The sequence below is a fragment of the Devosia aurantiaca genome (assembly GCF_011058215.1).
Classification (GTDB): domain Bacteria; phylum Pseudomonadota; class Alphaproteobacteria; order Rhizobiales; family Devosiaceae; genus Devosia; species Devosia aurantiaca.
In genome coordinates this window covers 339,639-352,247 of the sequence record NZ_JAALFG010000002.1, presented here as the reverse complement: position 1 = coordinate 352,247, position 12,609 = coordinate 339,639, and the positions used below count along the sequence as shown (strand labels likewise).

The window sequence follows — 12,609 nt, the reverse complement described above, 5'->3', positions numbered from 1 at the left end:
TGATGAGCCAGCCGCAGACCAGCGACATCGCCCGTATCGAAAACGTGCCGCTGCGCGTGTCTGTGGCCGACATCATCCGCCAGGCCATCATCAATGGATCGATGCGGCCGGGATCGCCGGTCGTCGAAATGGCTCTGGCGGAGCAGCTCAAGGTATCGCGGGCGCCGGTGCGCGAGGCGATCCAGATTCTTGAGGCGGACGGTTTGATCGAGAGCGAGCCCTACAAGGGCAAGCGGGTCAAAACGCTGACGCTCAAGGAAGTCGAGGAGGTTTATAGCCTTCGCGAGCAGTTCGAGGCCTTCGCCATCCGCCGCGTCGTCGAGCGGGAGGTGGATGTTTCGGAGCTGCGGGTGCATTCGGACGCAATGTTTGCGGCAGCGGAGCGCAACGACCTGGCAGCACTGAACGATGCGGACGAGGCGTTTCACCGCACGCTGATCCGGCTGGCCGACCACGGCCTGGTGCTGAGCTTTTGGGAGCATCTATACCTACGCATTCGGCAGATCATGGCGCTGCGCAACAGCGCCAACCGTGACCTCAGGGCGGTGGCGAAGAACCATCCGCCGATCATTGAGGCGATCGAAAAGCGAGACATGATCCTCGCCATCTCGCTGATCTCCGACCACACGCGCTCCGCGGCCCAGATTGCGCCGGAAGAACTGGGGCTGGCGCCATGAGCCGCACGGTTCTCATCACGGGGGCCGGCGGCTTTGTCGGCTCGCATATGGCGGAAGGCTTCGCCGCAATGGGTGACGCGGTGATCGCGCTCGATGCCGCTTTCGATTCGCGGACTCGAAAAAGACTGGCGGGGGTTGAGCTGATCGAGGCGCCGGTTTCGGCAGACGTGCTGCCCTATGATCGGACCGTCGATCTTGTTATTCACGGCGCTGCGATCACGACGCCACCCGAAGAGTTCGGAATGTCGGCGGAGCAGCACGTCGCGGCCAATGTCGCGATGCTGGAAGATGCGCTGGCACTTGCCGTGGGGCATGGGGCTTCCGACTTTGTGTTCATGTCATCCTCGGGCGTGTTCTCGGTCGATGATGGTGAAGGCGTGCAGCTGGAAAGCACGGTTCCGACTGCGACCATGCCTTATGCGGCGGCGAAGCGGGCAGGGGAAAGTGCTACTGCTGCGGCAGGGTCGACGACGCTGCGCGCGATCTCGATCCGGCTCGGACCGATCTATGGGCCACATGAGGCCAGCCGCGGAACGCGCAAGATCGTGTCGCAGGTTCGGCGTTGGCTGGACCGCGTCGAAAGCGGCGAGCCGATCATCGTGCAGATGCCAGAGGAGTGCCGCGACTGGACCTTTGCACCCGATCTTCCACGTGCGCTCGATGCGCTGCTGGCCCAGGAGCCGAAGGTTTCGGGCGTCGTGCATCTGACTTCGGCGGAAATCGTCTCCAACCTGGCACTGGCCGAGATGATTGCAGGCCTTGTCGATGGTGCCCGGGTCGACGTCGCGCCGCTCGGCCAAGCGCCACGGCTGCCGATCAGCAGCGATCGCGTCGACCTTCAAGCGCTTTATGCCTGGACGCCGCTGCGCGACGGACTTGCCGCCATCCGTAACATCGAGGTGGCCCGATGAGCCCTCTCCGCATCATCCTGGTGGGCCTGGGTGCCCGCGCGCAATTCTGGATGCGGGTGATCCGCGAGAACCCGGATTGTACCATCGTCGGGTTGGTTGATCCGTCGGAAGCGGCACGCGAGCGTGCATTGGCGCAATGGCCCGATGCCAAAGCATCGGCTGATGTCAGCCTTATTGGGCAGATCGAAGCCGATGCCGTCTTGCTGGCGACGCCCCGGGCGGTCGCGAGGCACAGATGGAAGCGGCTTGCGCAGCGCGCTTGCCAATCCTGGCCGAGAAGCCCCTGGCTGACAGCGTCGAGCTTGCCGCCCGCTATGTAGAGATGGCGGAAGACGCCGGCGTGCCGCTGATGGTGGGCCTCAACTTCCGGTTCCTGCCGGTCACGCAGGAAGCTATGCGGCTGATGGACCAAACGGTGGGTGCGCCCGAATTTGCCCGTTTCACCTACGAGCGCTGGCGCGATGGCTGGAGGCCGAACTTCAACAAGTATCCGCTGACCATGGACCAGCCGATGCTGTGGGAGCAGTCGATCCACCACTTCGACCTCATGCGCTATGTCTACAAATCCGAGCCGGTGGCGGTCTTCGGCAAGACCTTCAACCCGAGTTGGTCGATGTATCGAGACGACGCCAATGTCTCGGCGCTGATCACGTTCGCCAATGGCGTCACCGTCAACTACCAGGGCCTGTGGCAGTCCAATTGGCAGGCACCAGGTTTCCAGTGGCGCAGCGAATGCGCCAAGGGCGTCGTGATCCAGAACGATCAGTTCGGCGACCTCAACTATGCCCTTCATGGCGATGTCGCGCTGACCAGCGTGCCGCTACCGCCCTACGAGCAATGGATCAATGACGCGATCGCCTTGCTCGCCGCTTTTGTCGCCGCCCTGCGCGGCACGGCACCTTTGCTGTGCTCGGGATGCGACCACCTCAATTCGCTTCGCATGGTTCAAGCCTGCATACTTTCCGCGCAACAGGGCCAAGCGATTAATCCGGCTGATCTCAATACGCATGCGAAGCGAGAGATCGGCCAAACCCAGCAGTCTGAACTCCAGCAAAGGACGTCCCTATCATGACCGTGAGACACATTCTCATGGCAGGCACGGCGGCGCTTATCTTGCCGCTCGCTTCCGCCTACGCCGCCCCGCCTGAAGACACGCTGGTCGTTGGCATTTCCGCCGATGCCTCGACCTTCGACCCTGCCGCGATCAGCAGCCGCGACAATTCGAACATTGCCAAGCACATCTTCGGCACGCTCTATGAAATCACGCCCGAAGGCGACATCGTTCCGCAAATGGCGGAATCCTATGTCGAGGCTGAAGACGGCCTGAGCTACACCTATACGCTCAAGCCCGACCTCACCTGCGAAGACGGCGAAGTTCTCAACGCAGAAGACGTGGCCTATTCGTTCAACCGCGCTGCCGATCCGGCCAACGCCTTCACCGGCAACACGCCTGGCTTCGTTTACTCCTCGATCGGCTTTAACGGTGCCGAGGTGGTCAGCGACAACGAGGTCAAGATCAACCTCACCAAGAAGAACCCGGTGTCCTTCGGCCTCATCGCCGAAGTGTTCATTCACTGCAAGGACAGCTACGAGGCGATGAGCCTTGAAGATGCTGCCGCTACGCCGGTCGCTTCGGGCTCCTACCGCCTGGCCTCCTGGGACCGCGGATCGCAGGTTGTGCTCGAAAAGATCAAGGATCCGGGCAATTTCGAGAACATCATTTGGCGCATCATTCCAGAAGCCTCGACCCGGTCGGCTGAACTGATCGCGGGCAATGTCGACATCATCACCAATGTCGCCCCCGACCAGCTCGATGCCGTCAACAATTCCGGCACTGCCGCGGTCAAGTCCGTGCAGGGCACTCGCCGCATCTATGTCGGCTTCAACATGCGCGAAGACTTCGCAACGGGTTCGGAAGGTGGCGCTGCCATCCAGAAGACCGACGTTCGCGTGGCGCTTCAGTATGCGGTCGACGTCGAAGCCATCTGCGCCCAGCTCCTCAACTTCGAGTGCACCCGCGCAACCGGCCTCGTCAATCCCCCAACGCCAATGCCTCGCTTGAGCCTTATCCCTACGATCCCGACAAGGCTGAGGAACTGCTCGACGCTGCCGGCTATCCGCGCGGCGAAGACGGCACCCGTTTCGAGATCACCTTCCAGGCTCCGCGTGGCCGTTACCTCAACGACGCCAACGTGGCTCTCGCCATCGGCCAGTATCTCGACGATATCGGCGTGAAGACCAATGTCGAACTGCTTGAATGGGCCTCGGTCTATGTGCCGATGCTGTCCGGGCATGACATGGGTCCGATGTTCTTCCTCGGCTCGGGTGGTGGCACCTGGAGCGCGCTCTATGACATGGCCGACCTTTCGGCAGTCGATGCGGGCACCAACTACACCGAGTGGAAGAACCCCGACTGGTTCTCCGGCTGGGAAGAGATCGCTGCCGCCACGACCGAAGAAGAGCGCCGCGTCGTCATCGATCGCATGCTCGAGGTCTTCTACAACGATCCGCCGTGGCTGATGCTCTACTTCCAGCCGGACTTCTACGGCGTTTCCAACCGCGTGACCTTCGAGCCGCGCCGTGACGAGAAGGTCTATCTCTTCGACACCGCTCTAGCGCAGTAACGCCCACCCGGCACGCAGGGTTTGGAGAAGCCCTGCGTGCCGGAAAAGCCGGCAGGAACAGGCTGGCGATAAAGAGTGCTTCCGGGAGGTCAACGAGGGAATGACCATGAAAACACTGTCACGTTTGGCGCTTGCCGCGGCACTGGGTGCCGCTCTGACGACCACCACGCTGGCTGCTCCCCCGACAACACCATTGTCGTGGGCCTGAGCGCCGATGCTTCCACCTTCGATCCGGCGCAGATTTCGAGCCGCGACAATGCCAATATCGCCAAGCATATTTTCGCGACGCTGTTCCAGGTGAACTTCGAGGGCGAGGTGCAGCCTTATCTCGTCGACGAAACCGCCGTCAGCGAAGACGGGCTTTCCTATACGTTTACGCTCAAGCCTGACCTGACCTGCGAAGACGGCGAACCGCTGACCGCAGAAGACGTGGCTTATTCGTTCAATCGCCCGGCCGACAAGGCCAGCGCCTTTACCGGCAACACGCCGGGCTTCGTCTACACGACGCTGGGCTTCAAATCGGCCGAGGTGGTCGACGACCTCAACGTCAAGGTCAACCTCACCGCCAAGACCACGCTGGCGCTGGGCATGATGGCGCAGGTCTATATTCACTGCAAAGACAGCTACGAGGCCATGACGGTCGAAGAGGCCGCCAGCAATCCCGTCGGCTCGGGTTCCTACCGCGTGGCCTCCTGGGATCGCGGCTCACAGATCGTGCTCGAAAAGGTCAAGGATCCGGGCACGTTCGACACCATCATCTGGCGCATCATTCCGGAAGCGTCGACCCGCACGGCAGAGCTCATCGCTGGCAATGTCGACATCATCACCAATGTCGCACCCGACCAGATCGATGCCATCAACAATTCCGGTTCGGCGACGGTCGAGCAGGTCGATGGCACCCGCCGCATGCAGGTTGGCTTCAACCTTGGCAAGGGTGTCGAGGGCATGCCGGGCGCCAAGGAGATCCAGGACCCCAAGGTGCGGTTTGCCATGCAGTATGCAGTGGACGTCCCGGGCATCTGCAGCCAGCTCCTGGGCACCGAATGCACGCGCATGACGAGCCTCGTCAATCCGCCCAATGGCAATCCCGACCTCGAGCCTATACCCTATGATCCGGACATGGCCGAGCAGCTGCTCGACGAAGCCGGTTACCCGCGCGGGGAAAACGGCGTGCGCTTCTCCATCCGCCTCCAGGGTCCACGTGGCCGCTATCTCAATGACGCCAACGTGGTGCAGGCCATTGGCCAGTATCTCAACGATGTGGGCATCGAGACGGAGGTCGAGCTCCTAGAATGGGCATCGGTCTATTCGCCGCTGCTGCGCACCAAGGAGATGGGTCCGCTGTTCTTCCTGGGGCAGGGCGGCGTTACCTGGAACCCGCTCTACGACATGAGCCTGTTCTCGACCCCCGATGGCGCCACCAACTACCAGAGCTGGACCGACCAGCGCTGGTTCGATGACTGGAAGCTCGCCATCGACGCCGACACGGTCGAGGAAGCGCGTCCGGTGATCAACCGCATGCTCAAGCTCTTCTACGACGAAGGCCCGTGGCTGCAGCTTTACTTCCAGCCCGACTTCTACGGCGTCTCCAACCGCATCGACTGGAAGCCGCGTCGCGACGAAGAGATCGAGCTCTTTGCTGCCAAGCTAAAATAATCTCCCTGGATGCGCCGCCCGGCGTGGCGCATCCTCCCTCTTTCTAGATGGGCCGACCGCCAATGTGGACCTTTATTCTCCGGCGCCTCCTGCAAAGCGCCATCGTCATCATCGGGGTAACGCTCATCACGTTTACGGCGCTGCAGATGAGTGGCGACCCGACTTATCTTTATGTCAGCGAGCGCGCGACGGCTGAGGAAATCCAGCGCACCCGCGAGGCGCTCGGTTTCGACCGGCCTTTGCCGGAGCAATACCTGACCTTCCTTGGCAACCTGCTTCAGGGCGACTTCGGCAATTCGCTGTCCTACAAGCGCCCGGCCATTGAAGCGGTGATGGATGCGCTGCCGGCGACGCTGGAGCTCACGATCTTTGCCATGATGCTGGCGATCATCGTTGCCATTCCGCTCGGTGTCGTTGCCTCCCTCAATCGCGGCAGCGCGACGGACGGCTCGGTGATGACCATGGCCATGCTGGGGCAATCGATCCCCAGTTTCTGGCTCGGCATCATGATGATCATGTTCTTTGGCCTGCAGCTGCGCATTCTGCCGATTTCGGGGCATGTGCCCTTCATCATGCCGCTGATCCAGGGCGATTTCGTTCGCGCCTTCACCAACCTGCCGCAGACGCTCTACTACCTGATCATGCCCGGCTTTGCCGTGGCCTTCTATTCTATCTCGCGCAATGCGCGCCTCGTGCGCTCGTCGATGCTAGAAGTTCTGGGCCAGGATTTCGTCCGCACCGCGCGCTCGAAAGGCATCAGCGAACGGGCCGTGGTGATCCACCATGCGCTGCGCAATGCCTGGCTCCCTGTGGTGACCATGATCGGTCTCGAATTCGGTTTCCTGATCGGCGGCGTCGTCGTGGTGGAAATCGTCTTCTCCTGGCCTGGTCTTGGGCGCCTCGTGTTCAACGCCATCAACCAGCGCGACATCCCTGTGGTTCAGGCGGCGGTCGTCGTCCTTGCCATGGTGTTTATCGCCCTCAATCTCATCGTCGATCTGATCTACGCCCGGATCGACCCTCGCGTGAAACTTTAAGGGAGGCCGGCATGTCGGTAGAAACTATCCCGTCGGCGCCCCTCAAGGTTCGTCCCATGTCGCATCGCCGCCGCGAAATCCGGCGCGCGTTCCGGTCCATGGTGCAGGCGAAGTGGCCGCTTCTCGCACTGTTCGTGCTGCTGCTTGTGGTCTTTGCCGGCATTTTCGGGCCGTGGATTTCGCCGCTCGATCCCAATCGGCAGGACATCATGATGCGCCTCGCTGATCCGTTGACCGAGGGACGGCGCAACGCCTTTTTCCTGCTCGGTACCGATGGTCTGGGGCGTGACGTCCTCTCGCGTCTGCTCTATGGCGCGCGGATTTCGCTCCTTGTCGGCGTCTGCGCCATCATGGTCGGTGGAACGATCGGCGTCGTTGCCGGACTCGTTGCCGGCTATTTTGGCGGTTGGATCGACGACGTCATCATGCGCCTGGGCGACATCCAGCTGGCCTTCCCCTTCATTCTTCTAGCCATCATGTTTCTCGTGATCCTGGGACCGGGCGTGATGAACATCATCATCGTGCTCGGCGTCGGACAGTGGGTGACCTATGCCCGTATCGTGCGCGCGCAGACCTTGTCCTTGCGCGAAAAGGAGTATGTGGAGGCGGCGCGTGCGCTTGGCGACAGCACCTTCCTCATCATCTTCCGCACGATCCTGCCCAATATCATTGCGCCTCTCACCGTGATCGCCTCCTTTAACGTGGCATCGGTGATCCTTTCGGAAGCATCGCTTTCGTTCCTTGGGCTTGGCGTTCCGCCCAGCGTGCCCACTTGGGGCGCGATGCTGGCCGATAGCCGCGATCAGCTCATGGCCAACAAGTGGTGGCTGGCCTTCTTCCCGGGCATTGCGATCGTTCTGACCGTTTTGTCCTTCAACATCCTGGGCGACTGGCTGCGCGATTTTCTCGACCCCGTCTCAAGACCATGGCCTAATTCTCCAACCAAAGAGCAAGAACAATGAAAGTTGGTATTGTTGGCGCGAGCTTTGCCCGCGCCGCCTATCTCCCCCGCCCTGCGTCATGTCGACGGGGCCGAAGTGGTCGCACTGGCTTCGAGCCGGCTCGACAGCGCCAAGTCGGCGGCGGACGAATTCGGTGTGCCGGCTGCCTATGACGACTGGCAGGAAATGCTGGACAAGCATTCGCCCGACCTCGTGCTGATCGCGACGCCAACGGACCTTCACGCGCCTATAACGCTCGCGGCACTGGAGCAGGGTGCGCATGTGCTCTGCGAAAAGCCGACGGCGATGGATGCGGCGGAGGCATCGGCCATGCTCGATAAGGCCGAAGCACTAGGCCGCGTCCACATGATCGACCACGAGCTGCGCTTCAACCCTAACCGCGCCAAGGTCGCCGAGATGATCTCCAATGGCGATCTGGGCGAGATCCGGCACGTCAACATCGCCAATATCGGCGCTTCCTGGGCCGACCCGGCGAGCCGTCCGAAGGGCGACTGGTGGAGCCTTGCCGAACATGGCGGCGGCCGCTTGGGCGCGAATGGCAGCCACCAGGTCGACATGGTGCGCTGGTGGCTGGGGCCCGTGGCCTCCGTCGTCGGGCAGGCGCTGACGGTCATTCCCGATCGTCTCGACAAGAAAACCGGCGAGCCTTGGACGGCAACGGCCGATGATCTTTCGTATTTTACGCTCCAGATGCAAAGCGGGGCGCTGGCGCAGATCTTCATGAGTGGCGTGGCCGCAAACAATATCGGCAATCTCACGCAGGTCTTCGGCTCCAAGGGTTCGATCATTCTCGACAATGACGACGAGAAGCTGATGTTCGCCAAGGCGGGCGGAAGCTTTGAAGACATTACCGCGTCCGATCCCAATGCTGCGCTGCCGGGCCTCAACAAAGGCATCTGGAACGTCTCGGTGGTCGCAGCGCTGCGCGAGCTGACCGCTGCCATTGCCGAAGGCCGCAAATTGCGCGCCGGCGCGACGTTCTTCGATGGCCTGGCAAACCAGCGCGTGCTGGACGCCGTCAAGCAGTCCACCTCGACCCGGGCGTGGGTCGATCTGCCGGCAGAACGGACATGACGCGACCGCTTTCGGAGCAGCGCGTCATCATCACAGGCGCCGGGCAGGGGCTGGGCGCCGCCATCGCGCGGCGGTTGGCAGCTTGTGGCGCCAGCCTTGCGCTCATGGATTATGACGCTGTTTCGTTGGCCGAGACGACGCGCCAATGCGGTCCCAAGGCGATCGCCATCGAGGTCGACCTTTCCGACCGGGCGCAAACCAGCGTCGCAATCGCCAAGACCTTCGGGCAGCTGGGTCGTATCAATACGGTCATCCACAACGCGGCGATCCTCCGTCCCACGGCGTTTGCCGATGAGAGCTTCGAGCTTTTTCCGAACGTTCAATGTCGGGCTACAGGCCGGTTTCCAGCTGGCGAGCGCCGTTTGGGACAGCATGGCAAGGCATGGCGGCGGAGCTATCGTCTTTGTTTCGTCGCGCTCCGGCATCGAAGGCTTTGCCGACGAGTCCGCCTATTGCGCCGCAAAGCATGCGCTCGAGGGCCTGGCGAAGTCGCTGGCAATGGAGGGCGAAGCCCTCGGCATCACCGTCAATACCGTCACGCCCGGCATGTTCATGAAGACGCCGATGTCGGACCGGAATTATTCCGAAGAACTTAAGCAGAAGTGGGTTGAGCCTGATCTCCTCGCTCCAGCTTTTACCCTGCTCGCCGAGCAGCGCCTCCGTCATCAGAACGGTCTGCGGCTCGACGCCTGGCAATTATCGCAGGACCAGGAACTCGTCGCGGGCTGAGTCTCGCCTCCTGCAAGTTCTCGCGAACCTTGTGAAAGTGCCTCTCTGAGCAGCCTAAATTAACCTAAGTTACTCGGCTCTGACAGATGTTGAACTTTATCGTCGTTTGACGTTGCAAACGATTGCGTAACAGGCGAAGCGTAATAAGTTCGCGAACGGCTGTTAAGGCCGAATATTTTAATTTTGTCCCTGGGAGGGGCCCTGAATGACTACGGCTCCTTTGCTGCTCGTCGTGGAGGACGAAGCACTGCTCCATCTTGCTCTCGAGGACGAGCTTGCAGACGCGGGTTATGCGACCATGGTGTTGTCCAATGGTGCTGCCGCCATAAGGGAGCTCAAGGCCGATGCCAGCCGCTTCCGGGCCCTGGTGACGGACATCCGGCTGGGGACGGGTCCGAATGGCTGGGAAGTCGCCCATGTCGGGCGCGAACTTTGCCCAACATTGCCGGTCCTCTACATGTCCGGGGACAGCGCTGGCGAGTGGGCAGCGAACGGCGTTCCGAGCAGCGTCATGTTGTCAAAGCCGTTTGCCATGGCGCAGCTCGTGGTCGCTGTCTCGCAGTTGATCACGCAATCGGACACATCGTCCTTGGTGTCCTGACGACATTCACGGTGCACGCATCCCATGCTAATGAATGTGGGCGCGTATGATGTAGAAGAACCTATAGGGGTGTGAGGGAGCATGCAGCGCTGTGCCTGAATACCTAGCACGTCGCGCGACTGCGGCAGACAGCGATTTCCGCAGCCTTATCGACATTGCCCCGGTGATGATCTGGGTCGCGAACCTGGATGGATCCTGTACCTTCCTCAGCAGGTCCTGGACCACCTTTACAGGCCAGGTGCTGGCCGACGGTTTGGGTGAAGGCTGGCTGACGCTGATCCATGCCGAAGACCAGCCGGGCGTCGTCAACTCCTTTGTTCGTGCTCGGGAGTATGGCCAACCGTATCAAACCGAATATCGGGTGAGGACCAAGGATGGAGAATATCGCTGGGTGCTAGACTCGGCCTCGCCCATCAAAGGGCCTAGCGGGGCCCTGCAGGGATATATCGGATCCATCGTCGACAATCAGTCGCGCAAGGCTGCCGAGCTGGCGCGCGACCGGTCGGATCGTCGTCTCAACATTGCGCTCCAGGCTTCCGGCATCGGCATTTGGGAATGGAATGTCGCTCACAATCAATTCGAATTTTCTCAACGCGCTCGAGGCATCTTCGGTTTTACCGAGGGGGACGTCACCTTCGAGCGACTGAAACAGGTCATCGTTCCCGCCGACCTGCCGGAGGTTTTGCGGCTCTCGGCGGCAGCCCTTGATCCCAAAGTGCGCTCCAAGGAGACCTATCGGTACCGGATCGTGCGGGAAACCGATGCGGAGTTGCGGTGGATCGAGGCTCATGGCGAGGCCCTGTTTGCAACCACGAACGGGGAAGATCGCGCTGAAACCTATATCGGGACTTTTGAAGACATCACCGTCGAGGAGGAGCGCGATCGAACGCTCAAGGAAGAGTCGGTTCGTCTAGCGCTGGCGCTGGATGCCGCTCAACTCGCGGTCTGGGAACTCGATATTCTCAACGACCGCATCGCGCCGTCGCCCATGCTCAATGTCCTGTACGGTTTTGCGCCGGACGCGACGCCCACGGTGGAAGAACTTCGCTCTCGCTATGCTCCGGGTGAGCGAGAACGTCTCGAAGAATTGGGCCGTCAGGCGGCAGAGCGGGGAGACGATCGCATCCGGGTCGAAGTCAAGCATGTGATGCCGGACGGGTCGATCAAGTGGCTTTTGATCCAAGCGCAGACGGCCGCGCCAACACCCGAAGGCGGGCCACGGGCGATCGGCGTCGTCATGGACGTGACCGAACGCAAACTTCATGAAGAAAAACTTGCCGTGGCTGCACGCGAGATGCAGCACCGGATCAAGAATTCGCTGGCCCTCGTGCAAAGCCTCGTTCAGCAGTCGTTTCGCCGGGATCGGAGTGTCGATGAAGGCAAGGAAGCCTTCAATTCAAGACTGCGCGCCTATGTGGGCGTAACGGAGCTTCTGTCCGGAGAGCGGAAAGGCGAGGCCACGCTTTCCCAGCTCCTGGGTCAGGCGCTTGCGCCGTTCCGCGAGACCACTGCCAGCTCTTTCGTTCTGGATGGGCCGGACGTTACGCTTTCCGAGCGGGCTGCGTTTGGCCTGGGCTTGGCGATCCACGAACTTGCCACCAACGCGACCAAGTATGGGTCGCTCAGTGTGGACGAGGGCCTAGTGTCGATCACCTGGGCAGTCGCGGCGCATCAGCTGCATCTGGTTTGGCGCGAGAGTGGAGGTCCGCCTTTGCTTGAGCCGACAAGCCGGGGTTTGGGACAAAACTGCTGCAGGGCGCAGTCCTGCAAGGTGGCGAGGGCAGTGCGGAGCTTGTCTTCCATCCCGATGGCATCGCCTTCGAGGTCACGCTGCCGATCGGCTAGTGGCCGGAAGTCGTCGCTGCAAAAGCGACGCCGCTTAGCTCTCGCGATCTTCCACCTTGTACGGCACGCGAGCGACGACGACGCGCCCTTCGTCCTCGATCTCGAACTCGCCGCGCACGGGTTCATCCGCCAACGTTACAGCACCCTGCGCTGCAAAGGCCGCTTCTTCCAAAGCCGCGTTAAGCGAGTCGAGCTTGATGCCGTCGATATCCATCTCACGTGTTCCATCGTCGGTCCGATGATTAAAAAAGAACCTGGGCATCTTGATTGTCTCCGCTGCAACTTCTCACGAACGAGAAAGGAGCGGTGCCAGTTCCGAAGATCGGCGTTCTAAACCATTGGTATGGTACACACCCTTCGGCGGAATCTCGGGGTGGTCAACGATAGTTTTGCGAGCACGGGCAAGGTACTGGAGAACAACAGCACGGTCCACCGTCCACTGCAAGATGGACGTTTCCCAAGCGATAATTTGGTTGGTGAGTCCTCTTTGGTG

At 61.2% G+C, this 12,609-nt stretch carries 10 protein-coding genes and 2 pseudogenes; all 12 read left to right on the top strand.

Features of this window, described 5'->3' with window-relative positions; genetic code table 11:
- The first annotated feature begins 2 nt into the window (after positions 1-2).
- The 12 genes and pseudogenes from G5575_RS09280 (at position 3) to G5575_RS21710 (ending at position 12,450) form a co-directional block, all read left to right on the top strand.
- A complete protein-coding gene (locus G5575_RS09280; RefSeq protein WP_235935905.1) occupies positions 3-677 on the top strand; it encodes a GntR family transcriptional regulator in 675 nt (224 codons plus the stop codon).
- On the top strand, positions 674-1,588 hold the full coding sequence (locus G5575_RS09275; RefSeq protein ID WP_164534076.1) for an NAD-dependent epimerase/dehydratase family protein: 915 nt from the start codon (positions 674-676) through the stop codon (positions 1,586-1,588). Before G5575_RS09280 ends, G5575_RS09275 begins: the two co-directional genes overlap by 4 nt.
- Positions 1,585-1,908 (top strand): Gfo/Idh/MocA family oxidoreductase, encoded by a 324-nt coding sequence (locus G5575_RS19330; RefSeq protein ID WP_207633085.1) that lies wholly within the window; start codon positions 1,585-1,587, stop codon positions 1,906-1,908. Before G5575_RS09275 ends, G5575_RS19330 begins: the two co-directional genes overlap by 4 nt.
- A complete protein-coding gene (locus G5575_RS09270) occupies positions 1,848-2,660 on the top strand; it encodes a Gfo/Idh/MocA family protein (RefSeq protein WP_207633084.1) in 813 nt (270 codons plus the stop codon). The genes G5575_RS19330 and G5575_RS09270 overlap by 61 nt, the downstream gene beginning before the upstream one ends.
- A pseudogene (locus G5575_RS22185) lies at positions 2,657-4,212 on the top strand (ABC transporter substrate-binding protein). The gene G5575_RS09270 and the pseudogene G5575_RS22185 overlap by 4 nt, the downstream one beginning before the upstream one ends.
- Before the next feature lie 198 nt (positions 4,213-4,410).
- Positions 4,411-5,868 carry an ABC transporter substrate-binding protein gene (locus G5575_RS09260; protein ID WP_328765948.1) on the top strand — a complete coding sequence of 486 codons (1,458 nt, stop codon included), beginning with the start codon at positions 4,411-4,413 and terminating at the stop codon, positions 5,866-5,868.
- Between the two features lie 62 nt (positions 5,869-5,930).
- Positions 5,931-6,905 carry an ABC transporter permease gene (locus tag G5575_RS09255; RefSeq protein ID WP_164534074.1) on the top strand — a complete coding sequence of 325 codons (975 nt, stop codon included), beginning with the start codon at positions 5,931-5,933 and terminating at the stop codon, positions 6,903-6,905.
- Positions 6,906-6,916: 11 nt separating this feature from the next.
- Positions 6,917-7,867, top strand: a complete 951-nt coding sequence (locus tag G5575_RS09250; protein ID WP_235935904.1) for an ABC transporter permease — start codon at positions 6,917-6,919, stop codon at positions 7,865-7,867.
- Between the two features lie 24 nt (positions 7,868-7,891).
- Positions 7,892-8,941, top strand: coding sequence for a Gfo/Idh/MocA family protein (locus G5575_RS09245; protein ID WP_207633083.1), 1,050 nt, complete (start codon positions 7,892-7,894; stop codon positions 8,939-8,941).
- Positions 8,938-9,670, top strand: a pseudogene (locus G5575_RS22180) (SDR family NAD(P)-dependent oxidoreductase). The gene G5575_RS09245 and the pseudogene G5575_RS22180 overlap by 4 nt, the downstream one beginning before the upstream one ends.
- A 205-nt stretch (positions 9,671-9,875) precedes the next feature.
- Positions 9,876-10,271, top strand: coding sequence for a response regulator (locus G5575_RS09235; RefSeq protein WP_164534073.1), 396 nt, complete (start codon positions 9,876-9,878; stop codon positions 10,269-10,271).
- Between the two features lie 91 nt (positions 10,272-10,362).
- Positions 10,363-12,450: a PAS domain-containing protein gene (locus G5575_RS21710; protein ID WP_164534072.1), complete on the top strand. Its 2,088-nt coding sequence runs from the start codon at positions 10,363-10,365 to the stop codon at positions 12,448-12,450.
- The last annotated feature ends 159 nt before the right edge of the window (positions 12,451-12,609 follow it).

Bases quoted from the DNA above. Each gene is read 5' to 3' on its own strand.
- G5575_RS09280 (WP_235935905.1), top strand. From the start codon at position 3: ATGAGCCAGCCGCAGACCAGCGACATCGCCCGTATCGAAAACGTGCCG.
- G5575_RS09275 (WP_164534076.1), top strand. From the start codon at position 674: ATGAGCCGCACGGTTCTCATCACGGGGGCCGGCGGCTTTGTCGGCTCG.
- G5575_RS19330 (WP_207633085.1), top strand. From the start codon at position 1,585: ATGAGCCCTCTCCGCATCATCCTGGTGGGCCTGGGTGCCCGCGCGCAA.
- G5575_RS09255 (WP_164534074.1), top strand. From the start codon at position 5,931: ATGTGGACCTTTATTCTCCGGCGCCTCCTGCAAAGCGCCATCGTCATC.
- G5575_RS09250 (WP_235935904.1), top strand. From the start codon at position 6,917: ATGTCGGTAGAAACTATCCCGTCGGCGCCCCTCAAGGTTCGTCCCATG.
- G5575_RS09235 (WP_164534073.1), top strand. From the start codon at position 9,876: ATGACTACGGCTCCTTTGCTGCTCGTCGTGGAGGACGAAGCACTGCTC.